We start from the raw sequence: 25,538 nt of genomic DNA, 5'->3' as shown, positions 1-25,538 counted from the left end.
TTCAGGTACCCATGTAATCAATCACGAAACTATGCTGAGAGGTGGATTCCAAATGTATAAAGAAGTGATACGTGTTGAGGACATCACGGGGTTTCAGTCCAGATCTGAAGAATTTTTCCCACTTCACTGGTTTCGAAAAATGCTGTCCGAGCATCCAGTGTACTATCACGAAGTTACAGACACCTGGAATGTGTTCAGATACGATGATGTGAAGCAGGTCCTTAGTAATCATGAGTATTTTTCAGCCGAAGGAACCCGGACAACGATTGCCGTTGGAGCAAAGAACAATGAAGGCACACCTCCAGACAAATTAAACATATCAAGTATCGATCCTCCCCGTCATCAAAAAAGTCGTTCGTTGTTATCGGCTGCTTTTACACCGCGTAGTCTGAAAAACTGGGAGCCACGAATTCGCAACATTGCAGAGCAACTGGTAGCCGATATTGAGCCAAATACGACCATTGATATTGTTCAAGCGTTGGCCGCTCCTCTACCTTCGATGGTTATGGCCGATCTGCTTGGCATCCCTCTTACAGACAGCCATCGCTTCAAGAACTGGGTAGATATTCTGTTTCAACCCATCAATCCCAAGACGGCTGAGGAGAGTGAACTGAAAAAACAAACTGCAGCGCAAGAGTACTATCAATTCCTGTATCCTATTGTGGTTCATAAACGGACTCATCCTGGTGAGGATATCATTACCGATCTGTTGAACGTTGATGTTGAGGGGGAGAAGTTCACGGAGGATGAGGTTGTTCGCACGACCATGCTTCTGCTTGGAGCCGGTATAGAGACAACGAGTCATATGGTTTCAAATACGTTCTATTCCTTCCTCTACGATGACCCGAGCTTGTATGGCCAACTCAGGCAGAACCCCGAATGGGTTCCGCTCGCAGTGGAAGAAATGCTTCGTTATAGGTTCCATAATGCCAAGCGACATCGGACAGTAAAGCAGGATAATCAACTGCTCGGAGTGGATTTGAAAAAAGGAGATGTTGTCATCTCCTGGATGAGTGCAGCCAATATGGACGAGCAGATGTTTGAAGACCCCTTTGAGCTGAATATTCATCGTCGGAATAACAAAAGACATCTTACCTTTGGTAATGGCCCACACTTTTGTCTAGGTGCCCCGCTGGCAAGAATGGAACTCAGCATTGCCTTGACAGCATTTGTGGAGAAGATTGCTCGGATTGAACCGGTTGAGTCCTTTGATCTGGAGAATAATCTGGCCACTTCAGCTCCGGGACAGTCATTGACCCATCTGCCAGTGAAGATCGTTGCGGAGTGAGAAGGAATCATACGGGACACAACCTAAAAAGCGGCAGATCAGACGTAAACGTCTTGATCTGCCGCTTTGTTATGCAAGCAAGTATGAGGCTGGACACCTTAATTTGAATTCATGGAAACTTTTTGTCTTACCACCTGTTTGATTTCTTCCTCTTTGGCTTGTTTGGTGCGTTTGATAAAGAAGGAAAGAACCAATCCCACAACAGCGATACCGATGATAACAACATAAGCATCATTGATACCCTGGATCATGGATTCTGTAGCAAGCTGTTTTTGACTGAGACCATTGGCTGCACCAGTCGCCATCATATCCTGTACGTGTGCCGTTGTACGGGAGGTCATGACACTTACGAGCAATGAAGTACCTACAGCGCCAGCTACTTGTCTAACGGTGTTGGAGATAGCTGTACCGTGTGCACCAAGTCTTGGTGGCAGTTGGTTAAGCCCCGCAGTCTGAATCGGCATCATGAGCAGAGCCATACCAATTCGGCGGCCGGTTGACATTAATACCAGGTAACCATAGCTGGTTGAATCCGTTAAGTCGATAAAACCAATTGTCGTCACGATGGTGATCACCATCCCGATAACAGCCAGCCATTTTGCTCCGAATCGGTCAAACAATTTTCCGGCTACAGGCATCAGGAAGCCCATGACGAGAGCACCCGGGAGCAGTAATAATCCGGACTCCAGTGCAGTGTAACCACGTGCGTTCTGGAGGTACAAGGGAAGCAACATCATGTCAGCATACATGATCATCGTAATTGCGATACTAATGACCGTGGTCAGGGAGAACATGTTGTATTTGAAAGCCCGCAGATCAAGCAGCGGAGTATCTGAAACGAGCTGCCGCCATGTGAATAGTGCAAGAGCAACTATACCAGCAGCGATACAGATAAGTACTTCTGCACTTGACCATCCCAGACTTCCTGCTCTGCTGAAGCCATACAGCAATGCGCCGAATCCGATGGTGGACAGTACCACACTGATGGTGTCGAACTTCGTACTAACTCGTTCGGATACATTCTTCAGGTATACAAACGCAAAGGCAATGACAATAAGAGTTAAGGGTATCATGCCGTAGAACATCGTTTGCCAAGAGTAGTTCTCCAGAATATAACCGGCAAGTGTAGGCCCAATTGCAGGGGCGAAAATGATCGCAAAACCAACCATACCCATGGCTGATCCTCGTTTTTCAGGAGCAAACAAGGTCAAAATAACGTTCATCAAGAGCGGCATGATAATGCCCGCGCCCGCTGCCTGAATCATGCGTCCTGTCAGCAATGTGCCGAAGTTGGTTGCAAGGGCGGATACGATGGTACCAATCAGGAAAATAAACATTGAAGCTTGGAATAATTGCTTGGTTGAAAAGCGTTGCATGAAGTAAGCCGTAATGGGGATAAGTACCCCGTTCACCAGCATATAACCTGTCGTTAACCATTGTGCTGTTGCGGCGGAGATGTTAAAATCACCCATCAGTTCCGGTGTAGCGACACTCATGATCGTTTGATTCAACGTTGCAAGGAAGGCTCCCAAAATCATGATAAACAGGATGGGGCCTTTCTTTACGGATAATTCTTCTTGTACTCTAGGCTGACTCAATCCTTTTCATCCTTTCAATCCACGCGTGACTAAATTTACAACGTGTTGTATAGTTTACATTGTATTTATTGAATTATATACATATTCGGACAGATTACAATTTACGTTATGACGTGTTTTCGTCGTTTATTTTACAAATAAAATGAATTTGTTGTGTAAATCAAAAATAAACGACTGATCGTTTAAAATTGTAATGTTCAAAATTTGAAGGAGGGATACACGTGAAAGACGAGAAGAAATCAGCCGTGGACCCAAGAATATTGCGAACACGTCAGTTAATTCGAGGTGCATTTGTTGAATTGCTGCAGGAAATGGATATTGAGAAGTTGTCAGTCAATAAAATTGCCGAACGAGCGACGATTAATCGGGTAACCTTCTACCTGCACTATCGAGATATTACGGATATGATGGAGAAGATGGCCGACGAGATGATTGAGCATATTGAACGGATCGTGGATGAATATGCCCCTCATTTTGAGAAGCATAGGACGGAAGAGGCTTGGCCTGTTTTGGTCAAGTTACTGGAGCATTTTGCAGAGAACGCCTCGTTTTATAAGGTCGTACTTGCTACAAAGCGCACACCGATTTTTACCGAACGACTGCTCAAATTGTTGAGTACGCTGGTCAAAGCCAAAATTGATCGGGTGGAGATGGAGGATGAACTCGAAGAATCTGGTATTCATAAGGAGATTGCAATCTGGTACGGTTCTTCCGCCCTGATCGGCACCATTGTCGCCTGGCTGCGCAACGACATGCCGTATTCCCCGCATTTTCTGGCGAAACAATTCTCTTTGATTCGCTCGTACTCGTATAATGACCTGATATAATCAAAGTAGAATCCACTGATGGCAAATGAGGAGATATGACAGGAAAATTGCAGCCCATTTCACCTAACGTAATAGAGGAGGAATAAATAATGAAATATAGTGCAGAACGTATCTATGTGAGATTTTGGAATGTGGAAGATGCCGCTTTGCTTCTGGATCTACAGATTCGTAACCGTGCGGAAATTGAGAAAATCTCAGCGAGTAATCGGGATGAGTCTTTCTACAGCTTGGAAGGGCAAAGGTCACTTATTGAGAGCTGGAACAAGAAGAGAGAAGACGGAAATCGCTATTCTTTTGGTATTTTTCTACATACAACGGATGAACTCGTCGGTGAAATTTCTTTGTTCGAGATCATATTGGATTCTACCCCAAAATGGATCGTTGGTTATGTGACGGATATTCTACATCAAGGAAAAGGGTATATGAGCGAAGCCCTGCAATGTGTGCTGGAGTTTGCCAAACACGAAACTGAAATTACTCGAATCGAAGCTGGCGCTGTACCAGAAAACACAGGCTCTATCCGTGTCCTTCAAAAGGCAGGATTCAAGGAGAATGGGTCACAGCCTGTGCCAATCCAGGGAACGTTGAAAGAGCATACGATGTTTGCTGTAGATATACTATAAGCACGAGGTTTTACTATTTACTATATAAGTTGAACTATATATTTCAACGTAACGGAGAGGACAGAAAAAACCTATGGCTACTATACTCGTTGCTGACGACGATGCGAATATTCGCGAACTCGTTTGTTTATTTCTAAAAAACGATGGATTCACAACGGTGGAAGCTGCGGACGGTAAGGAAGCTCTCACCGTGTATGGCGAAACTCCAGTGGATCTGGTTGTGCTTGATATTATGATGCCTGTTATGGACGGTTGGGCACTGTGCAAGGAACTCCGGAGATCCAATCCCGACCTCCCGCTACTCATGTTGACGGCGAGAGGAGAGACTTGGGAGAAGGTGAAAGGATTCGAACTGGGAACGGATGATTATTTGACCAAACCATTTGATCCATTGGAGCTTACCGCTCGTGTCCGAGCATTGCTGAAACGATACAAAATTGGGTCCACACACACAATCCAGTTTGGCAACGTCATTCTGGATCGTCAGACGTATAAGGTGATGAGAGGCACGGAGTCGCTTACGTTACCACTTAAGGAGTTCGAATTGCTGTATAAGCTTGCTGGAACACCAGGACAAGTCTATACACGTGAGCAATTAATCGATCAGATATGGGGTATTGATTACGCCGGAGATGATCGAACGATAGACGTACATATTAAGCGCCTGCGCGAACGATTCGCAACTACACCTGATTTTCGAATTGAAACGGTGCGTGGGCTAGGATACAGACTTGAGGTCTACGAATGATCCGATCCATATATATTCGTGTGGTCCTGACCTTTCTGGGGTCTGTCATCGCTGGTACGGTCATTTCATTTTTTGTGTCTACCTGGATATTTGAGGACAAATTGAACCAAAACGCTCAAATTAACTTGCGTAATTTTGGCCAAGACGTTGTGCAGATCTATAAGACCCTCCCAGTACGTGAGGCGGACTTGTACGTAAGTGGAATGAAGCAGCTCAATTCCTATCATATCCGAATTTACGAAGCTTCCGGTCAGTTCGAGTCTTACGGAAAACTTAACGGACATAAGTCTGCTGCTGTGACGAGTGAGCAACTAAAGAAAGTATTAGCTGGGGGCGTTGTTCAAGATACGAGGGATGGGATCGCTACGGTGATTTTAGGGTTGCCTTTGAAAACGGAGATGGGAACCAAAGCGATGTTTTTGGAAACACTCTCACCTCCCTCAGCCACGTTTGTGGTCAAGTGGGGCTTGATCTTTGCAATCAGTTCGTTGATGACAGGAAGTTTGTTAATCCTGGTTGCTTCTGTATATCTGGTGAGACCGATCAAGAAGTTGACCCAAGCAACCAAACGAATTGCAGCTGGAGATTTCAACGTCAAGTTGAACATTAAGCAAACGACTGAGATTGGTACGTTGGCCCGCAGCTTTGAAGAAATGATGCATGATCTGAAGCAGTTGGAGCAGATGCGCAGGGAATTTGTTACAAATATTTCGCATGAGGTTCAGTCTCCTCTCACCTCGATATCCGGTTACGCTTCGGCACTGAAGCAAGTAAACCTCTCAGAACAAGAGCGAAACCGTTACCTGGATATTATCATCTCTGAAGCGAAAAGAATGTCCAAAATGAGCGATAGCCTGCTCAAGCTGAGTTTGCTTGAATCGCAGTCACAGCAACTACGGCTCACCACGTTAAGCCTTGATGAACAGATCCGGCGGGTCATCGTGGCACTTCAGCCGCAATGGTCTGCGCGCAACATTCATTTCGAGCTTGATTTGGAGAACGTGAAGGTAACGGCTGATCACGACCAGTTAAATCAGGTATGGACAAACATCATAGGAAATAGCATCAAGTTTTCCAAGGATGGCGGTATGATTAAAGTCCGTATCGAAGAGGATTTCAAAAATGTGACTGTTCTAATATCCGACACGGGCATTGGAATTCCCCTGGAAGACCAGAAGCGTATATTCGACCGCTTTTTCAAGGCAGATCGTTCCCACAGTCGTAAATACGACGGGAGTGGTATGGGACTAGCAATCGTTAAACAGATCGTATCGCTTCATCAGGGTGACATCCGAGTGGAAAGTGAACCTGGTCAAGGCACAACCTTTATGATCACGTTGCCCATCCATCCACCAACCGATAGTTAGATTCACAGGATAGGTGAATGAATTAGAATATCCATCGGAGTATCTAGACCGAATTATCATGTCATGTGTAACATGCAAGCTTCCTTGTATGTTACACATGGCATTTTTTTTGCTTGTTCATACTCCGTTCATATTATGGTCATGGGGAGTACATCTTCGTTGGTTAGGCTTTTATTAGCAGCCTGTTAGGCCAATATACAGATGAGGATAGGAGCAGATGAATGTGAATCAACAAGCAGAGAAAGAAGTACAAAGTAAAAGCAAAATAAAGAAAGTGTTAAACATCTTGTTTAAAGTGTTTGCCGCAATCGTTATCGTAATCCTACTTTTTGTAGCTACCGTATATACCGTTAATAAAATCAGTAGTTATTCGGAGCAAAAAAGAATGGAGCCGTATGGTCAACATGTATCCGTAGACGGGAAAAATATGAATGTATTCATTCAAGGCGAAGGCGAGGAAACGATTGTACTTCTGCCGGGTTTTGGAACAGCGTCACCTGCACTTGATTTTAAGCCACTTATTTCAGAACTATCCCCCTATTATAAAGTCGTTGTGGTTGAACCTTTTGGTTATGGATTGAGTGATCAGACTGACAAGGAACGCAGCACAGCAAATATCGTAAGTGAAATCCACGAAGCGCTGCAAAGTCTACATATTGATCGGTATATTCTCATGGGTCATTCCATTTCGGGGATCTATAGTCTGGATTATGTGAACAAATATGCAGATGAAGTAAGTACATATGTCGGGCTGGACACCAGTGTTCCAGCGATTAGTGAACAGAAGGTTGAAGCATCAGAAATCGTACCGATTACATGGTACCGTAACTTGGGTTTCCCACGTTTGCAATTGAAAATGAGTGATGATCCATATGCTGGGCTACCGTATGATGAGCAAACCAAAGAACAATTGAACATTTTGATACAAAAGAACATGTTTAATTCAACTCAATTAAACGAGATTGTAAGCATGTATTCCAATTTTAAAGCAGCTGAACAGCAAACGTTGCCTGTTAATCTCCCGGTTCTTTTCTTTGTTCAAAAGAATCATCCGGTAGCGGAGAATTGGGTTCCTGAACATGAGAAGTTAATAGAGAATTCTGTGCGTGGTGAAGTGATGCTACTCGAAGCAAATCATTATTTATACCGTTCCCATGCCAAAGAAATCGCTGAAAAATTCAGGAGTTTTATGACGCAGCAATAAATATTGATTGGCTTATTCATATTCAGTTCATATTGGCGTCACGGAGAGTACATTTTCATTGGATAAGATTTCATTAGCATCCAAGAAGACAACCGAACAAACAGTTCAAGACAGGAGAAGATCAGAGTGACACTACCAGAAGGAAAAAAAGCCAAGAACAGAACCAGGGTCAAGAAGGTACGAAATATTATACTTAAAGTACTGGGCGCAATCTTAATTGCCATTATTCTATTTTTAGGTATTGTTTATATCACAAATGTGATTAGTAGTAATTCAGAGGCGACAAAGATAGAGCCCTACGGTCAGCATGTATCTGTAGACGGGAAAAATATGAATGTGCTCATTCAAGGTGAAGGCAAGGAAACGATTGTGCTTCTGCCCGGTTATGGAACAGCAACACCAGCGCTTGATTTCAAGCTGCTTATTGATGAATTATCTCCATATTACAAAGTGGTTGCTGTTGAGCCATTCGGTTATGGATTAAGTGATGAAACTGAAAAAGAAAGAACCACTGAGAATATCGTAAGTGAAATTCATGAAGCTCTGCAACAACTTGATATTCATCAGTACATGCTTATGGGTCACTCTATTGCAGGCATTTACGGCATTGATTATGTGAACAAATATCCGGGTGAGGTGACTGCTTTTGTCGGTATTGACAGTAGTGTTTCCACCCAACCAAGTATTACAGATGCGAAGTTCCCATTAAAAACGTTTGCTTTTCTCCGAAATACAGGTCTCTTAAGATTAATGATGAAAGTGGGTGCGGACCCCTATGAGGGACTTGCATTCGATGAACAGACGGTTGAGCAGATGAAAATGATCTCGAATAAAAACATGTATAATCCCACCTCATTAAACGAGATGGATCATATTTATACCAATTTTAAAGGTGCTCAAGGTTTAAGCTTCCCTAAAGATCTTCCACTTCTTCTCTTTGTACAAGCGAATAATGAAGGGGTAGAAGGATGGATCCCATTACATGAAGGGCAGATCAAAGATTCAGTACATGGGAAAGTCATCACTATGGATGGTTCACATTATTTACATCATACTCAATTCAAAAAAATTGCTGAAGATGTAAGAGCATTTATGAACGAAGCAAAATAAATATGGTTTCGGCCGTTGCCGTGATGAAAGAGAGAGGAATTCAACATGAGATTATTTGAGATACTGTTAGTTCTATCCTGTTTTGCTTTACTCGTAGACCTGCTATTTATTAAAAGAAGTGCAAAGAAAACAGGATTGGGTTTGGGGATAGGAAGTAGCGTTATACTCGTAGTTCAATTGTTAGTTGAGGGATACAGATGGCAGTTGCTTTTGGTATATATCATGACGGCTCTATTCATAATTATTGTTTTACTCAGACATTCCGAAAAGATGATGAATCTAAAAATAGGGAAGTTCTTGAAATATAGTTTATCTTCCCTGATTGTCATTCTGCTGGTTGCTTCTACTGCCTTGTCTGTATACTTACCTGTCTTTAATTTGCCGAAGCCGGATGGTCCAGAGAAAGTGGGAACTCAAACATTTCATTTAACGGACCAGAACAGAGACGAAAGCTTCACTGAAGATCAAAGCGATAAGAGGGAACTAATGGTTCAAGTTTGGTACCCTACTGAAAATAAGAATAATATCAAGCGTGACACGCTGTTTCCAAAAGATAAAGAGAGGTTCAAAAAGTATATTCAGAGCTTCTCTAATTCTTTAAAACTGCCTGAATTTGTGCTCGACTATTGGAAGTATAGTCAAACCAACTCTTATGAAAATAGTGAAATATTGTCTTCTACAAGTCCTTATCCCGTGATACTGCTATCTCATGGTATGGGAACCAGTAGAGTTCTACATGCATCACAGGCCGAGAATCTGGCCAGTCATGGGTTTATCGTGGTCACCATCGATCATACGTATAGCACCTTTGCTACCCTTTTTCCAGATGGCCATGTAACGGATTATAAAAAAAGTACGACTACACTAGAGGAACGTACAAAAACAGGGAATATATGGACGGAAGACGTGGAGTTTGTAATCGATCAAATCGAAAAGCTGAATTCAGGTGCAATCGAAAGTCAATTTAAAGGGAAGATCGATTTAAATAACATAGGCGCAATGGGGCATTCTTTTGGGGGTGCAACCGCGTTTAATGCAACTTATCTAGATCAGAGAATCAAGGCCGGGGTTAATATGGATGGGTCATTATATGAAGTGGAAAATAGAGATGATATAAACAAGCCGTTTATGTTCATCCGATCGGGAAGTTTTGAAGACTGGTTAGCCAATTTTGAAGTGGATAGAAATTCGGATGATGAAGTAACTAAATTTCTTTCAGATGAGCTACACATTATGAAAAATGTTATCAATCATGGGGGAAATGTGATTTATGTAGAAGGAACCCAGCACTTCAATTTCACAGATCTTCAATTCTATTCGGAGCTGGTTAAGCTGTCCGGAATAACAGGAGACATCAATGGTAAAAGAGGATCAAACATCGTAAATCAATATGTACTCGATTTCTTTAACAAGCAACTGAAAGGAACGGGTGGAGATCTGATTCAGGGACCGAGCGACAAGTATCCGGAGGTGAAATTTGTAAACCCAGAAGAACTCTAATACCAAAACATATAAAATTCAGGAGATGATGTGAATGGGACGACAAAAGGGAAAACGAACTTCAATCACCGCCTTAACTCTGGTGTTAACGATGTTGGCTCCAATGTCAGTCATGGCCGCACCAACTGCCGGTAACAGCAGCGACCTGAAGTATGAACCAACAGAGAAAATAGTAGCGGATAAAGCCAAGTTACTCACCGAGAAGCATGGAATCACAAGCCTGCAATATGCCCTTATCGACGATGGCGAGATTGTGGTGTCCGGTCAAACAGGCAAGAACGATCTAAAGGACAAGGTGCCTCTGACGCCGGATACGATCTATGGCATAGGTTCAACGAGTAAAATGTTCCTCACAGCTACTGTTATGAAGTTAGTTGACGAAGGCAAGATTGATTTGGATCTGCCTGTTGTGAACTATATACCGGATTTTCAGATGAAAGATCATCGCTTCGCCCAAATCACACCACGCATGCTGTTGAATCATTCTTCCGGTTTGCTGGGCAGTACTGGCAGCAATGCCACATTGTACGGGGATAATGACACGTATTCACATGATACGTTTCTCGAGCAATTGGCGAGTCAAAACCTGAAGGCCGATCCCGGCGCATTCTCCGTGTATAGTAACGATGGGTTTACGTTATCCGAGATTATGGTTGAACGTGTTAGCGGCATGAGTTTTACAGCTTTCATACACCACTATTTTACGGAACCTTTGGACATGCAACATACCAAAACACCACAGGATGTCGTTGACCCGGCAGCAATGGCGGGAATCTATTCTCCTGTGTATGAGGGACAGCTTCCACAAGAGAATTATAATATCATCGCTACTGGAGGCATTTATTCGACCGCTGAAGATCTAGTGAAATTTTCACAAATCTTCACGGGAGAAGTCGATGGCATTCTATCCAGTAAGTCGGTAGAAGCCATGGCGCAAGAAGAATACAAAAGAGGTATGTGGCCGGAGGATAGCGACACGTCTATCTCTTACGGGCTAGGGTGGGATAGTGTGAACTTGTTCCCATTCAGTGAATATGGCATCAAGGCCTTGACGAAAGGTGGAGATACGATATCGTATCATTCATCATTAATCGTCCTGCCGGAATATAATCTGGCTGCGGCCGTTACCTCATCAGGGGGAACGAGTGCCAGAGATCAGTTCATTGCAAGTGAATTATTACTAAGCGCACTTGAGGAAAAGGGTATTATTACGGAACGAAAGCCCGAAAAATCATTTGGCGTGCCAGTGAAGGCTGTTATACCTGAAGAAATATCCACGTATGCGGGTATATACGGTACTAATAATTCGGTTAAGAAGATCGAAATTAATGCTGGAAAAATGAATGTATCGGCGCTAACAGCTCCAAATAACCCGGCTCAAGTATACACATATACAGCGGATGGTACGTTTGTTAACGATGAAGGCACAGAAAAGTTGAAATTTGTTAAGGAGAAGAATGGAAGGACTTATCTGTGGTATCGATCTTATATATCCTTGCCAGGACTTGGACAATTGGCTTTCTCCGAATATAAAATGGAGAAGCTGGAAGCCAATGAATTATCCCAGGATATTACGGCCTTATGGGAGCAGCGTGAAGGTAAAAAATATTACCTGGTGAATGAGAAATATACATCAACGGTTTATCTCCATTCGGCACCAATTCTCCCTATTCATTTGGACAAAGAGACCCCGGGATATATATCCAATACTAAGATTATTGGAGCAAACGAAGCAGTCACTGAGCTGCAAATCCCTGGCCTGGCTGGACGTGATACAAAGGAGATTTATTTTGCTAAAAAGAACGGAGTAGAGTACATTACAGCCGTTGGTAGCATATACGCCAGTGAGGAAATGGTACAACCACTCTATTCGGGTAAACAATCTCTAGCAACAATTCAAGCAGACGGATATGCCAGATGGTTTTCGATACCAGCAACGGTGAAAGGAAAAGTCATGACTGTTAAAATGCCTGCAACTGGCGCCTTTGCCGTATATGATCAAAAGGGTATTTGTATTAATCACACCGTAGTCAGCGGTCAGAATGAGGTTGTTTTACCAGAAAACGGCCGCATTGTATTTGCAGGTGACGTGGATTCCACTTTCGAAATTTCATTGAAAAAGTAAAATGAATGTATTTAAAAAACATACCAAAGCCTTCTCCATGACGTGGGGAAGGTTTTGGTATGTCAATGTAGGGAATATTTAATTTTCCGAATTCAGGACGGTATCAGTTCTCCGCCGAGGCTTTTGCCTGCTTGATGCGAAAGGAAATCGTAAAGCTCAAGAGAACGAGAATTAATTGAAGAGATAGAGCCAATATAATCCCCGTCAACAACCCCAAATTTAGTGACTGACTAACGGCAATAAGGGCTCCTCCGACGCCGATGCTTACCCCTGGGCTAAATGCATCTGTAAACTGAAGGCTGGCGGAGATCTCACCTTCTTCACCTGTTTTTGTATTCTGTAGTGCAATCGCTCCAGTCGTAGGATGTGCCAAACCGATGCCGAATCCAGTGAAAAGCTGTGAAATCACTGCAAATACGATCCCTCCTTCGGGGAGGCCAACAGCGAGAATGACCGCAGCAACACCAATGATCATAAATCCAATACCAATGGTTACCCGTTTTTTTCGGCCCATCCCATGATCTTTAGCATCAAACCTGGACTGAAGCCAGGCAGCCGCTGACCAGCTTAATGCACCAGCGGCTACAATTAATCCCGCCATATCCGCAGGAAGCTTTTTCACATCTGTCAAAGCGAGGACAACATAACTCTCGGTCGCATTATAACTAGCAACAAAGAATCCTCTTGAAGCAATTGTGGCCGGTAAACCTCTTCTGGCACTTAAGGTGCCCTCGGGCAGCAGCTTTCGCAAAGGTTGAATCATGATAAGCAATCCTGCTACGGAAAGCACAATTCCTTTCCAATCGGTTATATAGCCTAGCCCAGCCAGCAACATTCCCGTTCCGATAGTCAGTAATACTGCAAAACCTTCTTTTTGGTTATTCTCGGAAGGTTTATTCACTCTAACTGTAAATTTGCGGAAAGCGGGAAGCGTCAGCATGACAGCCAAACCAATGAAGGGAAGCACGAGCCAAAAAACAACTCTCCAGGAGATATGCTCCGCTATAAGCCCAGCAATATAAGGGCCTATTAGTGCAGGTAGAATGTATGCGCCGGAAAACAAAGCAAGTATTTTCGTTCTCAGCTTATCAGGATAACCTAAAGTAATGCTGTAATATACACACGTAATGATACCGCCTCCACCAAACCCTTGAAATACTCTCCCTATAATTAGAGTAATCATGTTCACCGAAGTAGCCGCAATTACGATGCCGATCACAAAAAAAAGTATCGATATGCCAAACGATGCAAATACGCCGTTTTTGTTGATCCGCGCTCCAATGATCATTGTTCCAAGGATTTGTGCCAAAAGAAAAGAGCTGAATATCCAACCGTACAAATGGAGCCCATTTAATTTTTGAGCCAGGCTTGGAGCAATCGTAACAACTGCTAAACCTTCAAACGCGACGGTAGTGACAGCAAGAATGATCCCAATGGTCAATGCTCTGTACTTGGCGTCGAAAACACCTGTTTCTTTTGCTGTTATTTCCATCTTTAAAATCTCCTTTAGAATAAATTTTAATAGTCTCGACCATAGTTGCTGCAGCAAGTATATGACAAAAAAAGTTATCCCCCCTTTAAAGTGGAGAGGACTCCTCTTTGGACTATAGATCTTTTACGTTGTTATACATTACAGTAAGAATCCTTCTAAACATCTCAACCTCCTCCTTGGATAACCCCTGGATCGTTTTATTATATGCATCCATGGAAGGAGCAAGAATTTCATCTTTCATATCTCGTCCTTTAGGAGTTAAATAAACACGTAAAGATCTTCTATCCGTTTCATGAATCACACGATAAATAAATTCTTTCTTTTCGAGCTTAAACAGCATCCGTGCAACATTCGTTTGGTCCTTATGAAGTCTCTCGGCAAGTTCTTTTTGAGTAATGCCTTCTTTTTCCCATAGTACGATTAGTATTTCCCACTGATCCACTGTGATGTCAAACGGATTGACTACCTTTTGATAGTAATTATTCAGTTTAAGTGCCGCGCGCTGTACATTAACACCGATATATTTTTCTAATTCCAAGGTTTTCCTCCTAAATAACCGTCATGATTATAGTTGCTGTGACCATTATAATTCTACCTCTTTTTGGTGTCAATTAATAGAAGTGTTCATGGAAAAGTGCCCGATCCAAAGAGATCACTTCTTTTTCCGTTGGATTGATGTATGGCGTAAAGTTTACGTTGTTTCAAGTGAATATAAAGGTTGACATCTTTTGGGATTTCGCATACATTCGTATACATGAATGCGTTGTATACATATGTATACACGTAATGGGGGTGGCAAAAATGAGAGATCGTGATCTGAATGAAATCGATGGAAGTGTACGTCAAGGTGAGCGTCCGAAACGTGATATGATTGACAGCGAGCAACGTGGAGAGCGTTCCAGACGTGGCAGAGGGCATGGAGAACATCAGGGAAAACGGGGCCATGGTGCGCAAACATTCCGCCGCGGCCGGATTCTTGTATTTCTGGAGCAGATGCAGAATCGAAGAACAACGCTCGCCAGACAACTTGGCCAGGAGGAGTATGAACATATTCGCCCAATGATCAGCGGGGAGTTGAAAGCTATTGATCAGGTCATCGACGAGTATATCCATCTGTTCGAGCTGCAAAATGAAGATGTAAACCCCAATAAGGATCTGGAGAGTGAGAGTGAATAAGTATGATTCGTCGTTTTTTTTCGTATTATCGTCCTTATAAAAAACTGTTTTTGATTGATTTTGGATGCGCTGTACTCGCAGGTCTTCTGGAGTTGGCTTTCCCCCTTGCCGTCAGCAAATTCATTAATGAATTGTTGCCAGGTCAGGATTGGCCTCTCATTTTGCTTGCCTGTGTTGTGCTGTTATCCATCTATGCACTTAATACTGTATTGAACTATGTCGTTACATATTGGGGACATATGCTGGGCATTAACATTGAGACCAACATGCGTGAGAAAATGTTCGCTCACTTGCAGAAGTTGTCCTTCCGGTTCTTTGATAATCGTAAAACAGGCCACTTAATTGGTCATCTTACGAATGATCTGAATGATATAGGCGAGGTTGCTCACCATGGACCTGAAGATGTATTCATCGCAGTAATGACATTGATCGGATCGTTCTGGCTGATGGCTAACATTAATCTTGAGCTTGCGCTGCTTACCTTTATCATTATCCCAATTATGGCTTGGGTCATTATCGTATTTGGTGGTCGCATGACAAAGACGTATCGGCGACTTTTCGGAGACGTCGGCAATTTCAATGCGCGTATTGAAGACAACGTTGGTGGCATGCGTGTGGTGCAATCGTTCGCCAACGAAGAACATGAGAAAGAACTTTTTGCGGTGGATAATCAGAATTTCCGTAAAACCAAACTGCTTGCCTACAAAACGATGGCGAAAAGTATCTCGGTCAGTTATATGATGATGCGACTGGTTACGGTGTTTGTCATGATCAGCGGGGCTTGGTTTTATATCGATGGCAGAATCAATATGGGTGACTTTATGGCCTTCCTGCTTCTGTCTAATATCTTCTTCCGCCCGATTGAGAAAATCAATGCCGTCATAGAAAGTTATCCAAAGGGTATCGCTGGTTTCAAACGTTATCTGGAGATCATTGATACAGAACCTGAAATTGCGGATAGCAAAAACGCCGTTGAATTTGAAAGTGTGAAGGGTGATATTCGCTTCGAGAACGTCTCGTTCGGATATGAATCCAGTCGGCGTATTCTGAGTGATATCAGTCTGTCTGTTCGACCAGGCGAAACGGTTGCTTTTGTTGGTCCTTCGGGTGCAGGCAAAACGACAATCTGTAGCCTGTTGCCCCGATTCTATGAGGTAGAAGAGGGACGTATCACTGTAGATGGTGTGGACATTCGCGACGTTAAGCTTCAATCCTTGCGCAAACATATCGGAATCGTTCAGCAGGATGTATTTTTGTTCTCGGGTACCATTAAGGAGAATATTGCTTATGGTGATCTGAGTGCAACGGATGAACAAATCTGGGATGCAGCCCGTCGTGCCTCGTTGGAGGAACTGATTCTCACGTTGCCTGATGGCATGGATACTGTCATTGGCGAGCGTGGAGTTAAGCTATCCGGAGGACAAAAACAGCGTTTGTCCATCGCACGTATGTTTTTGAAAAACCCGCCCATTCTTATTCTGGATGAGGCAACCTCTGCGCTGGATACGGAAACGGAAGCACTGATCCAGCAATCACTTGCTGAATTGTCGGTGGGCAGAACAACACTTGTGATTGCACACAGACTGACAACTATCAAGAATGCAGATCGAATTATCGTAGTAAACACAGATGGCATCGCTGAACAGGGTAACCACGAGGAATTGGTCGCCGCTGGAGGGATCTACAGCCGTCTTCATCAGGTGCAATATAGTCACTCTTAATCCATATAAATTGAACAAAAAAATAATTACACTCGTCACTCCGATGACAGAACAACCTTGCCGCGCATCTGCGCGGCTTTTTGCATGGTGTCAAAAAAAGAGGTTATACAATGTTAAGGGAAAGATAATGTTGACAACGTCCACTAACGTGATTATTATAATGTTGACAATGTCCACTAAAAAGGAGGGTTTGACATCGACTCTCAGTACATAAATCCAGATATACTGGCTGACATGCGACGTTTTAACCGTTTTTATACCAACATACTTGGTGTACTCGACAAGCATATTCTCGGAACAGGGTATTCCTTTGCTGAAGTACGGGTCATTATTGAGATTGGGATTCGGGGAGAGAGCATTGCGAACAATCTGGTAGATACTCTGACCATTGATCGCAGTTACATGAGCCGAATTGTGAACAAGCTGTCCAAGGAAGGACTGCTGGTGAAAGTGGATTCTGCTGCCGACAGCCGGGTCAGTCTGATTCGTCTGACAGCCAAGGGTGAGGAACTGTATGCCCAATTGAATGATCGATCCGATCAACAGATCCTGAAGCTGATGCAAGAATTGAATGAAGAAGAGATTCAAGAGGTATACACCTCCATGATGAACATACAAGAGAAGTTGAACAAGAAGGCAGGAGAGACAACACGATGATACGATTTGAATGTGATTATAACGAAGGTGCGCACGAACGAATTTTACAAAGACTGATGGAAACCAATATGGAACAGACGAGCGGGTATGGCACGGATGAGCATTGTGAACGGGCGAGAATGCTTATTCGTCAGGCATGTGACAATGAGCACGCTGATGTTCATTTCTTGGTTGGCGGTACACAGACAAATACAACGGTGATTGCATCTATTTTGCGTCCATATCAAGGAGTGATTGCTGCGACATCGGGACACATTGCGGTTCATGAGACGGGAGCTATTGAAGCTACGGGACATAAGGTGCTCACAGTTCCAAGCGAGGACGGAAAGATCACGCCTGAGCAGGTTAGAGCAGTCTATGATGCGCACATGAATGAGTCGTCACCGGAACATTGTGTGCAGCCAGGCATGGTCTACATATCTCAGCCAACCGAGAACGGAACGATGTACAGCAAGGCAGAATTGCAAGCATTGCATACAGTGAGCAGAGCATGTGGTCTTCCGTTTTTCGTGGATGGAGCACGTCTTGGATATGCACTCGCTTCACGTGATTGCGATATGACACTTGCTGACCTTGCGCGCTTGTGTGATGTGTTTTACATCGGGGGAACCAAGATTGGCGCATTGATGGGAGAGGCGGTTGTTATCCTGAATGATGCGCTGAAACCGGATTTTCGTTATATGATCAAACAAAAAGGTGGCCTGCTTGCCAAAGGTAGATTGCTGGGTATCCAATTCGAAACGTTGTTCGAAGATGGTCTGTACCTCGATATTTCCCGTCATGCGGTAGATATGGCTTTGAGAATTCACGACTCACTTGAACAGCACGGGGTAAGTTTCCTGTACGACTCACCAACCAACCAGCAGTTTCCGATACTGCCTGATCGTTTGCTTGAGAAATTACGCAGCGGTTATACCTTCTCCTTCTGGGAAAAAGTTGACGCTACACACAGTGCGGTGCGATTCTGTACCAGCTGGGCAACTCGTCAGGAGAATGTGGATGCACTGACTCGTGAAATCACTCAATTATTGCACGAAGAGACCCACGTGCCAGAACGGGTCGAAGCATTGGTCTGATCTTGTTCAAAAATGAAGGAGAACAGCCCGATTTCCTACTCATAAATACGAGTATTTTGAATAAATCCAAAAGCAATTACGCAGAATTCTGATACTGAAAAAAGGACAACTCATTGTGGTTGTCCTTTTTTGGTTTGCCTTTTGTGTGATACTTGTGAGATAGAGAGGTGCATACTCGGTTACTCACTCAAGGCCATGTCGTATTTCTCTTTCAGCCGTCGGATATCGGCTCTTGGCGGCGCACCGAACATGCGTGCATATTCGCGGCTAAATTGGGAAGAACTCTCGTAACCAACCCGGAATGCTACATCTGCCGCATCAGCAGATTCGGCCATCAGAATTCGCCGGGCTTCCTGTAATTTTAATTGTTTCTGGAATTGTAATGGGCTCATGGCAGTGATCTCTTTGAAGTGACGATGGAATGAAGAGACGCTCATGCTGGCGGTCTCAGCCAGATCTTCAATGCGAAATGGCTGTTCCCAATGATGAACGATGTAATCAATCGCTTCTCTGATCCGATAAGTGCTGCTACCTTCAACCGCAATCTGTGCCAGCTCTCCTCCATAAGGCCCTTGAAGGAGGCGGAACAGGATTTCTTTAACGTACAACGGAGCCAGAAACGGAATCTCTCCCGGCGTATCCAGCAAACGAACAAGTCGGAGTACAGCGTCCTGAATGGACGATTCCATCTGACCTACAAACATGGCTCGTCTGGCGTTTTCGTTGAATGTTACCTTGATATTGCATTCATTAAGTACTTCGAGAATTTGGTTCGGTGTGAATTCGAGCTTAAGACTTAAGTAGGGTGCATCTGCGGATGCCTTGATAATCTGCCCGATGACCGGGAGATTCATGGAAGCAATCAGGTAATTGGAAGGTCCATATTCATAACGCTCCTGTGCGAGCAATACTTCTTTCAACCCTTGAACAATTACACAAAATGAAGGTTTATATACTCTGTATGCCGGTTCACTAACCTTGGAATGGTGATAGACAAACAAGGAAGGAACCGCCGTTTCCATTGCACCGTTATGATTGGAATGGCGTCCGATCAGGTCACTCAATTCCTGTTTTGGTAGGAATAATTCTTCGGTCATACGTATCCTCCTCACGGATTTAACCTACTTAAATTATAAAGCTTACCGTACAGAACCAAAAGGGGGCCTGAGAGGATCAGGCAATCAATTAAGACGATTGATATACCGCTTGCAGCCCATGACTCGGCATACTAAGAGTATGTTAACAGAGCCAAGCGATTAAAGTTTATTCGAAAAGTTGGGTGAGTAAGGTGATGAAGTGGTTATCAAACCATGTGAGGCAAATTTTGATTGACAGGCTCCAATCACAGATTAAGTATGAAGAAAATTCCGTACATCGAGAGATATACTTCACATGCTGGTTAGAGCTAGTTACCGAAGAGGTCGAGACAAAATCAGTTTACAGAACAAATTCAAGGAGAGTTTGAAATATGGAATATGTGGGCTAACAAAATCTCAGTTGATCCGAATTCTTAATGTTAAAGTCGCCATTCGGCGGCTTTTTTTATAATTATCTGATGAGTGAATTGACAGTTCTCATATATTAAGGTTATTATAGATACATTAGATCCTTAATTAAAAAGGAGATTATAATCTATGAATAACGGACATTCATCCGGTCAAACGAACGAATCATCGAGTGGTCATTCCGCTCCTTTTGCTACGTTACAGGAAACACCTATCTTATCCTTGCTCCAGCCGTCTCAAGGTGAACGTATTCTTGATGTGGGTTGTGGCAATGGGGATCTCACAGCCAAAATTGCAGCCGCAGGAGCGCTGACAACAGGTATAGATTTTTCAGAAGAGACGATTAGGCAAGCTAAACAGAAATACCCTGATATGAATATTCAAGTTGAAAATGCTTGTCATTATCGGACTGAAGAACCGTTTGATGCGGTCTTCTCTCATGCCGTTCTGCATTGGATAAAGGATGCTCCAGCTGTAGTACAATCAGTACAGTTAGCGCTCAAGACGGGAGGACGATTCGTGGCTGAGTTTGCTGGAAGTGGCAACACGGCTATATTAATATCAGCGGTACGAGAAGAATTGGATGCCCGTGGATATGAATGGGAAGGACGGAATCCATGGTATCACCCGACGATTGGCGAATATGCTAATCTACTGGAACAGAACGGATTTCGAGTTCGTCTGGCCCAGCACGTGGACCAATTTACCCCGTTCAAGCCAGGTGCCAGAAAGTGGTTGACCAGCTTCGCGGAGTATTTATTCAGTGGTATCACAGCTGCGGAACAGGATGTTATTATGGAAGCAGTTGAGAAAAAAGTACAGCCACAACTGATGCGGGATGGACAATGGTATTTGGACAGAAGCCGACTGCGAGTCGTAGCTATTAAGGAATAGGGGAATGCGGTATGAAAGTGGACAAACCCAAGCTTCAGGAGCAGTTGCTCGAACCGGAAACGATTGTATTTCTCGAATCCAAAGTGGAGTACAAACACAAACTGATCGAGAGCATTACATTAGATCAACAGGAAGCGAGTAAGGTTTCCTTTGAAAATGTTGTATTTAGACATGTGACAATCTCGGAGTCTGCCTTGGAACAATTTGAATTCACCGATGTCCGGTTCGAACACTGCGATTTCTCCAATGTCAATCTCTCTGGTGCCTTCATGCACCGGATCGAATGGCATAACTGCAAGTTTGTCGGAACTGATTTTTCCAATAGCCGATTGCAAAATGTCAATTTCCTTCATGGTCTAGGCGACTATAGCAATTTCCGTTTTGCCCATCTGAAACAGGTCTCTTTCTCGGAATGTACCTTGATTGGTGCGGACTTTGCCTATCTGGCACTGCAAAAAATGGAGTTCAGTCAATGTAACATCGACCAAGCTTCCTTAACGGGGACCAAAATGAAAGATTTGGATCTTAGCGATTGCGAATTTGACTCCTTGGTGTTGACCATGGAAGATCTCAACGGTTGTGTGATTTCACCACATCAAGCCGCCACATTTGTAGGATTAATGGGTTTGATTATCAAATAAATGGTATGATCACATTTACGGGGTTGCCAAGATAGCGGAAGTGTGTATAATTGGAGTCACATTAGAATAAAAACAGGTTTTCTAGGGTTCCGCGGCGGATGTGTCGGTCTGGTCCGAGAGAAAACCCGCAACCTGTTGGTTGTGCCACGGAGGGATAAAAGCCTGGGAGATGAACTGCTACATGCAGTTTGTTTCCCGGGCTTTTTTTGTTTTTTCGCTAATGAATCCTTACAGGCTGTACAAAAAATGTAGTAGAGAAGGAGTGTTACAGGAATGAATAAAACGTGGATGTCGGTTGTGATTGCTGCTTTCTTTGAAGTGGGTTGGGTCATTGGATTGAAACATGCGAGTGGTCTGCTGGAATGGGGCCTCACCCTGGTTGCGATTATGATCAGTTTCAGCTTAATGATTGCAGCTTCGCGGACACTGCCTGTGGGAACCGTGTATGCAGTATTTGTTGGCCTGGGTACCGCTGGCACGGTACTTGCAGAGATTGTTCTGTTTAATGCACATGTCCAAACCGGAAAAATGGTACTCATTGGCGTACTTTTACTCGGCGTAATTGGTCTTAAAATGCTGAGCAAAGAGAAGAATAAGGAGGTGCAACTATAATGAACTGGGTATTTCTTATCTTGGCAGGTGTATTTGAGATGATCGGAGTGCTTATGATAAACAAGTTGCACAAAGACCGTAATATCATTTCACTGGTTCTATTGGTAGCCGGGTTTGGATTGAGCTTCCTGTTCCTGTCCATTGCGATGGAAACTCTTCCGATGGGGACAGCATATGCGGTATGGACGGGAATCGGAGCCTCCGGCGGTGCTATTCTTGGCATGGTGTTTTACGGAGAACCTCGAAATGCCCTAAGAATTCTGTTTATCGCTATGGTGCTTGGATCGGCAGTCGGTCTTAAATTGGTCAGTTAAGCAAAGTGATATTAAAAAGATAATGTACAGATTACGTTTTTAATGGTATCCTTATACGTTACGTGTGAAATAAAAGATGCGTCTTATTGATAGATGTGCGTAAATGAAGGAGACAACATGACATTTAAGGACTTAAATATTATCCCCTCTATTATGGAAGGGTTAAGCAAAGCAAACTATACTAATCCTACCCCTATACAGGAACAGGCCATACCAGCTGTATTAGCTGGCAGAGATCTGCTGGGATGTGCACAGACAGGAACAGGCAAGACGGCAGCATTTTCGGTGCCGATCATTCAATTATTAAGCGAAAGATCCAAAGGGCAAGGATCGAAGTCCGCACGACATATTCGCTCATTAATTTTGACACCAACAAGAGAACTGGCTATTCAGATCGCGGATAACATCAAGGTATATAGCCGATATACGGACATTCGTTGTACGGCAATTGTTGGCGGCGTTTCGCAAAAAGTACAAGAGCGTGCGCTGAATCAAGGTGCAGATATTATTATCGCAACACCTGGCAGATTGAACGATCTGATTAATCAGAAACGTATTGATCTGAAGATGGTTGAGATTCTCGTTCTGGATGAAGCAGACCGGATGTTGGACATGGGCTTCATTCATGATGTGAAAAGAATTATTGCCAAAATGCCGAACAAAAAGCAGACGCTGTTCTTCTCAGCTACAATGCCTCCTGAAATCACCAAAATGGTTAAAACCCTGCTGGTTGATCCAGTCAAAGTAGAAATCACACCGGTATCTTCAACGGTAGACCGTATTGAGCAATCTATATATTTGCTGGAGAACGGTAAAAAGCAACATATGTTGAACCAAATTTTGGAGGATAAATCCATCGTCACGGCATTGGTGTTCACACGCACGAAGCGCGGCGCTGACCGGGTTACACGTGATTTGGCCAAAGTGAATGTTACGGCACAGGCTATTCACGGCAACAAGTCTCAGAACGAGAGACAACGGGCACTGAACAACTTCAAGAGTGGTGCAACACGTGTATTAGTTGCGACGGATATCGCGGCAAGAGGAATTGACGTGGAGGAACTGTCACATGTCATTAACTTTAACCTTCCTAACATTCCGGAAACGTATGTTCACCGTATTGGCCGTACAGGTCGAGCTGGGAAAAGCGGAATGGCAATTTCGTTCTGTGAAAAGGATGAACTTCCATTCCTGAAGGATATCGAAAAAGTAATCAAAAAGACGATTCCTGAAGTGAAAGGTCATCCGTATCCAATGACAGGTGTACCTGTGTTTGATAAAACCAGCAAAGCATCAGGCAGTAAACCTTCGTTCAACAAATCGGCTTCAGGCAAACCGGCGAAGTCCAAAGCTAACCCGGCACGCAAGCCCAAATCCGAATGGTTTGCCAAGAGTGGTAAATCAAACAGTAGTCGTTCAAACGACGGTAGACCCAATAGTAGTAGATCAAACAGCAGTAGCAGTAAATCAAGCCCTGGCTCATTCAGCCGCAGCAGCAAAACTAGGAATGATAGAGCCAATTAAGCTCTAAATAAATCCAGATAAAACCTTCTCCACTCATATGGAGAAGGTTTTATTATGTGCTTTTATGTGCAACGAGCTTATTTACATACGAACTTACATTCGGTATCATTATATCGTCCAATGGTGAAAGGGAGGTAGTGGCTTGAAGGATACGATGATTGAATACAGTTTGAAGAAGAAAGGCGCGACCAAGGATTATCCATTTGGTCCTGATCCAGTCGCGATTAAGGTTGCGGGTAAGATGTTCGCGCTTATTTTTGAAAACCAAGAAAAGCACTGTCGCTTAAACTTAAAATGTGATCCCGTTATTGCAGAGAATCTGAGAGAGCAGCATGAAGCAGTTCAACCGGGATATCATATGAATAAAAAACACTGGAATACCATTACACTGGATGGTTCCTTGTCAGATGAGGATATCTACGTCATGATCGATCACTCGTATGATATGGTTGTCAAATCCCTTCCGAAAAGCGCTCGGGAATCTCTGGCCGAATAGTGAAGCATTTCTATTTGAGTTAACACCAATTTAACTCATGTTACTCGTCATTCATCAGGTCAGTGACCTGGAGTTTCTCATATGTCTCGGCTAATGTCTGTCTATTCGTCGTGTATTCGATTTTATAGATACAGGAGTAGATGACGTTTAACACATATTCAAAAGCAATCTGGGAAGAAAAAGATCCAATCTTGGCAAGCTTCACTTCATCATCGGGAACTCGTATACAGATGGTGCTGAGCTTTGCCAGTTCACTCTGACTGGTTGCCGTAATGGTGATAAAAGGGATACTCTCGCGCTTAAAATGATGGGCCGCTGTAATATAACTCTGAGATTTTCCATGATAGGTTAGGAAAATGGCACAATCTTTTGTCGTCAGATTGACGGTATGGTGCGCCCATTCAGAAAGCTCGGTGGCAATGACTACATATTTGTTGATTTTGAACAATTTATTTTGAAAACTTTTCGCCCGGATCTGTGAATCGCCCAAGGCATAGATGAATATTCGGTCAGCCTGATCCAGTAATTGTGCTGTACGTGTCAGCAATTCGTCGTCCATATAAGCTACATTCTTTTCGATGGTTTCCTTCATTAACTCGGCAATTTCTTTTGCCACCTGAAGCGAAGACTCACCCAGACTGAACGGATAATTAGGGTCCACATTGGATATGTTCTGGGCGGAGTCCTGCTCAAATTCCCGGGCAAGTCGAATCATGAATTCTTTGAAGCCAGTGAGTTCAAGTTTGTGAATGAGTCGGTTAATTGCCGAATGTGAGGTATAGGTGACTTTCGCGAGTTCTTGCACATTGAAGTGTAGAATACGGTCCTTATGTGTCAATATATAAGAAGCGATGCTTTTTTCATTCGGTGTAAAGTTATACATGTCGGATAATTGAGTTAGTATTTTCAATAAATTCACCCCAAATAAGTTGAATAACGTCGATTAACGGGCGTTCATTAAACATTTTGTTTATAGACAGACCGTTAAGGATACATAAATATGGTCGATTGTACCGTTATGGCGGCAAAGCCTTTAAACA

At 43.5% G+C, this 25,538-nt stretch carries 24 protein-coding genes and 1 riboswitch; of the genes, 19 read left to right on the top strand and 5 right to left on the bottom strand.

The features are described 5' to 3' along the window. Positions 1-52: 52 nt before the first annotated feature. Positions 53-1,288, top strand: coding sequence for a cytochrome P450 (locus MKX68_RS27325; protein WP_340914868.1), 1,236 nt, complete (start codon positions 53-55; stop codon positions 1,286-1,288). Positions 1,289-1,386: 98 nt separating this feature from the next. On the opposite strand, the gene MKX68_RS27320 is transcribed toward MKX68_RS27325, so the two are convergent. Further along, a complete protein-coding gene (locus tag MKX68_RS27320) occupies positions 1,387-2,826 on the bottom strand; it encodes a DHA2 family efflux MFS transporter permease subunit (protein WP_338594946.1) in 1,440 nt (479 codons plus the stop codon). A 281-nt stretch (positions 2,827-3,107) separates the two neighbouring features. Between MKX68_RS27320 and MKX68_RS27315 the strand changes: the two genes are divergently transcribed. The 8 genes from MKX68_RS27315 to MKX68_RS27280 all read left to right on the top strand — a co-directional run bounded on the left by MKX68_RS27315 (position 3,108) and on the right by MKX68_RS27280 (position 12,390). After that, positions 3,108-3,713, top strand: coding sequence for a TetR/AcrR family transcriptional regulator (locus tag MKX68_RS27315; protein WP_339784029.1), 606 nt, complete (start codon positions 3,108-3,110; stop codon positions 3,711-3,713). An 89-nt stretch (positions 3,714-3,802) separates the two neighbouring features. Then, positions 3,803-4,336, top strand: a complete 534-nt coding sequence (locus MKX68_RS27310) for a GNAT family N-acetyltransferase (protein ID WP_338594521.1) — start codon at positions 3,803-3,805, stop codon at positions 4,334-4,336. A 73-nt stretch (positions 4,337-4,409) separates the two neighbouring features. Further along, entirely contained in the window at positions 4,410-5,084 is a 675-nt protein-coding gene (locus MKX68_RS27305) for a response regulator transcription factor (RefSeq protein WP_340914865.1), read from the top strand. Next, positions 5,081-6,451 carry a sensor histidine kinase gene (locus MKX68_RS27300; protein WP_340914863.1) on the top strand — a complete coding sequence of 457 codons (1,371 nt, stop codon included), beginning with the start codon at positions 5,081-5,083 and terminating at the stop codon, positions 6,449-6,451. Before MKX68_RS27305 ends, MKX68_RS27300 begins: the two co-directional genes overlap by 4 nt. 217 nt (positions 6,452-6,668) lie before the next feature. Next, on the top strand, positions 6,669-7,655 hold the full coding sequence (locus tag MKX68_RS27295; RefSeq protein ID WP_340914861.1) for an alpha/beta hydrolase: 987 nt from the start codon (positions 6,669-6,671) through the stop codon (positions 7,653-7,655). Between the two features lie 126 nt (positions 7,656-7,781). Beyond that, positions 7,782-8,765, top strand: a complete 984-nt coding sequence (locus MKX68_RS27290; protein ID WP_340914859.1) for an alpha/beta hydrolase — start codon at positions 7,782-7,784, stop codon at positions 8,763-8,765. Between the two features lie 45 nt (positions 8,766-8,810). Continuing rightward, on the top strand, positions 8,811-10,265 hold the full coding sequence (locus MKX68_RS27285; RefSeq protein WP_340914857.1) for an alpha/beta hydrolase family protein: 1,455 nt from the start codon (positions 8,811-8,813) through the stop codon (positions 10,263-10,265). A gap of 34 nt (positions 10,266-10,299) precedes the next feature. Then, complete coding sequence (locus MKX68_RS27280; protein ID WP_340914855.1) at positions 10,300-12,390, top strand: serine hydrolase domain-containing protein; 2,091 nt, start codon at positions 10,300-10,302, stop codon at positions 12,388-12,390. 103 nt (positions 12,391-12,493) lie between these two features. Here the strand turns inward: MKX68_RS27280 and MKX68_RS27275 are convergent, their stop codons facing one another. After that, positions 12,494-13,882 carry an MFS transporter gene (locus MKX68_RS27275; RefSeq protein ID WP_338594533.1) on the bottom strand — a complete coding sequence of 463 codons (1,389 nt, stop codon included), beginning with the start codon at positions 13,880-13,882 and terminating at the stop codon, positions 12,494-12,496. 112 nt (positions 13,883-13,994) lie between these two features. Beyond that, on the bottom strand, positions 13,995-14,420 hold the full coding sequence (locus tag MKX68_RS27270) for a MarR family winged helix-turn-helix transcriptional regulator (RefSeq protein WP_074094962.1): 426 nt from the start codon (positions 14,418-14,420) through the stop codon (positions 13,995-13,997). Between the two features lie 263 nt (positions 14,421-14,683). Here MKX68_RS27270 and MKX68_RS27265 point away from each other — a divergent pair, with 263 nt between their 5' ends. From MKX68_RS27265 to MKX68_RS27250, 4 genes are all read left to right on the top strand, one after another. Next, positions 14,684-15,058, top strand: a complete 375-nt coding sequence (locus tag MKX68_RS27265) for a hypothetical protein (protein WP_338594536.1) — start codon at positions 14,684-14,686, stop codon at positions 15,056-15,058. Positions 15,059-15,060: 2 nt separating this feature from the next. Next, positions 15,061-16,779, top strand: coding sequence for an ABC transporter ATP-binding protein (locus tag MKX68_RS27260; protein WP_340914853.1), 1,719 nt, complete (start codon positions 15,061-15,063; stop codon positions 16,777-16,779). A 234-nt stretch (positions 16,780-17,013) separates the two neighbouring features. Then, positions 17,014-17,436 (top strand): MarR family winged helix-turn-helix transcriptional regulator, encoded by a 423-nt coding sequence (locus MKX68_RS27255; RefSeq protein ID WP_036670809.1) that lies wholly within the window; start codon positions 17,014-17,016, stop codon positions 17,434-17,436. Beyond that, entirely contained in the window at positions 17,433-18,512 is a 1,080-nt protein-coding gene (locus MKX68_RS27250; RefSeq protein ID WP_340914851.1) for a threonine aldolase family protein, read from the top strand. The genes MKX68_RS27255 and MKX68_RS27250 overlap by 4 nt, the downstream gene beginning before the upstream one ends. 179 nt (positions 18,513-18,691) lie before the next feature. Here the strand turns inward: MKX68_RS27250 and MKX68_RS27245 are convergent, their stop codons facing one another. Then, a complete protein-coding gene (locus MKX68_RS27245) occupies positions 18,692-19,609 on the bottom strand; it encodes an AraC family transcriptional regulator (RefSeq protein ID WP_340914849.1) in 918 nt (305 codons plus the stop codon). Positions 19,610-20,146: 537 nt separating this feature from the next. Here MKX68_RS27245 and MKX68_RS27240 point away from each other — a divergent pair. The 6 genes from MKX68_RS27240 to MKX68_RS27215 all read left to right on the top strand — a co-directional run bounded on the left by MKX68_RS27240 (position 20,147) and on the right by MKX68_RS27215 (position 24,498). Then, positions 20,147-20,911, top strand: coding sequence for a methyltransferase domain-containing protein (locus tag MKX68_RS27240; protein ID WP_340914847.1), 765 nt, complete (start codon positions 20,147-20,149; stop codon positions 20,909-20,911). A gap of 11 nt (positions 20,912-20,922) precedes the next feature. Then, positions 20,923-21,552, top strand: a complete 630-nt coding sequence (locus MKX68_RS27235; protein WP_338594544.1) for a pentapeptide repeat-containing protein — start codon at positions 20,923-20,925, stop codon at positions 21,550-21,552. Between the two features lie 70 nt (positions 21,553-21,622). After that, a riboswitch (guanidine-I (ykkC/yxkD leader) is annotated at positions 21,623-21,723 on the top strand. Between the two features lie 102 nt (positions 21,724-21,825). Beyond that, positions 21,826-22,164 carry a DMT family transporter gene (locus MKX68_RS27230; RefSeq protein WP_340914844.1) on the top strand — a complete coding sequence of 113 codons (339 nt, stop codon included), beginning with the start codon at positions 21,826-21,828 and terminating at the stop codon, positions 22,162-22,164. Continuing rightward, on the top strand, positions 22,164-22,478 hold the full coding sequence (locus MKX68_RS27225; protein ID WP_340914842.1) for a DMT family transporter: 315 nt from the start codon (positions 22,164-22,166) through the stop codon (positions 22,476-22,478). Before MKX68_RS27230 ends, MKX68_RS27225 begins: the two co-directional genes overlap by 1 nt. 117 nt (positions 22,479-22,595) lie before the next feature. After that, positions 22,596-24,002 (top strand): DEAD/DEAH box helicase, encoded by a 1,407-nt coding sequence (locus MKX68_RS27220; RefSeq protein WP_340914840.1) that lies wholly within the window; start codon positions 22,596-22,598, stop codon positions 24,000-24,002. Positions 24,003-24,144: 142 nt separating this feature from the next. Beyond that, on the top strand, positions 24,145-24,498 hold the full coding sequence (locus tag MKX68_RS27215) for an MmcQ/YjbR family DNA-binding protein (protein WP_340914838.1): 354 nt from the start codon (positions 24,145-24,147) through the stop codon (positions 24,496-24,498). Positions 24,499-24,538: 40 nt separating this feature from the next. On the opposite strand, the gene MKX68_RS27210 is transcribed toward MKX68_RS27215, so the two are convergent. Further along, positions 24,539-25,408, bottom strand: a complete 870-nt coding sequence (locus tag MKX68_RS27210) for a MurR/RpiR family transcriptional regulator (RefSeq protein WP_338594552.1) — start codon at positions 25,406-25,408, stop codon at positions 24,539-24,541. Positions 25,409-25,538: the final 130 nt, after the last annotated feature.

The sequence above is a fragment of the Paenibacillus sp. FSL M8-0212 genome (assembly GCF_038004645.1).
In the GTDB taxonomy this organism is placed as follows: domain Bacteria; phylum Bacillota; class Bacilli; order Paenibacillales; family Paenibacillaceae; genus Paenibacillus.
The sequence above is the reverse complement of the archived record's forward strand: the minus strand, read 5'-3'. Positions and strand labels throughout refer to the sequence as shown.

Bases quoted from the DNA above. Each gene is read 5' to 3' on its own strand.
- MKX68_RS27240 (WP_340914847.1), top strand. From the start codon at position 20,147: ATGAATAACGGACATTCATCCGGTCAAACGAACGAATCATCGAGTGGT.
- MKX68_RS27245 (WP_340914849.1), bottom strand. From the start codon at position 19,609: ATGACCGAAGAATTATTCCTACCAAAACAGGAATTGAGTGACCTGATC.
- MKX68_RS27265 (WP_338594536.1), top strand. From the start codon at position 14,684: ATGAGAGATCGTGATCTGAATGAAATCGATGGAAGTGTACGTCAAGGT.
- MKX68_RS27225 (WP_340914842.1), top strand. From the start codon at position 22,164: ATGAACTGGGTATTTCTTATCTTGGCAGGTGTATTTGAGATGATCGGA.
- MKX68_RS27320 (WP_338594946.1), bottom strand. From the start codon at position 2,826: ATGATTTTGGGAGCCTTCCTTGCAACGTTGAATCAAACGATCATGAGT.
- MKX68_RS27310 (WP_338594521.1), top strand. From the start codon at position 3,803: ATGAAATATAGTGCAGAACGTATCTATGTGAGATTTTGGAATGTGGAA.
- MKX68_RS27305 (WP_340914865.1), top strand. From the start codon at position 4,410: ATGGCTACTATACTCGTTGCTGACGACGATGCGAATATTCGCGAACTC.
- MKX68_RS27285 (WP_340914857.1), top strand. From the start codon at position 8,811: ATGAGATTATTTGAGATACTGTTAGTTCTATCCTGTTTTGCTTTACTC.
- MKX68_RS27325 (WP_340914868.1), top strand. From the start codon at position 53: ATGTATAAAGAAGTGATACGTGTTGAGGACATCACGGGGTTTCAGTCC.
- MKX68_RS27260 (WP_340914853.1), top strand. From the start codon at position 15,061: ATGATTCGTCGTTTTTTTTCGTATTATCGTCCTTATAAAAAACTGTTT.
- MKX68_RS27235 (WP_338594544.1), top strand. From the start codon at position 20,923: ATGAAAGTGGACAAACCCAAGCTTCAGGAGCAGTTGCTCGAACCGGAA.
- MKX68_RS27255 (WP_036670809.1), top strand. From the start codon at position 17,014: ATGCGACGTTTTAACCGTTTTTATACCAACATACTTGGTGTACTCGAC.
- MKX68_RS27275 (WP_338594533.1), bottom strand. From the start codon at position 13,882: ATGGAAATAACAGCAAAAGAAACAGGTGTTTTCGACGCCAAGTACAGA.
- MKX68_RS27220 (WP_340914840.1), top strand. From the start codon at position 22,596: ATGACATTTAAGGACTTAAATATTATCCCCTCTATTATGGAAGGGTTA.
- MKX68_RS27295 (WP_340914861.1), top strand. From the start codon at position 6,669: ATGAATGTGAATCAACAAGCAGAGAAAGAAGTACAAAGTAAAAGCAAA.
- MKX68_RS27280 (WP_340914855.1), top strand. From the start codon at position 10,300: ATGGGACGACAAAAGGGAAAACGAACTTCAATCACCGCCTTAACTCTG.
- MKX68_RS27250 (WP_340914851.1), top strand. From the start codon at position 17,433: ATGATACGATTTGAATGTGATTATAACGAAGGTGCGCACGAACGAATT.
- MKX68_RS27230 (WP_340914844.1), top strand. From the start codon at position 21,826: ATGAATAAAACGTGGATGTCGGTTGTGATTGCTGCTTTCTTTGAAGTG.
- MKX68_RS27300 (WP_340914863.1), top strand. From the start codon at position 5,081: ATGATCCGATCCATATATATTCGTGTGGTCCTGACCTTTCTGGGGTCT.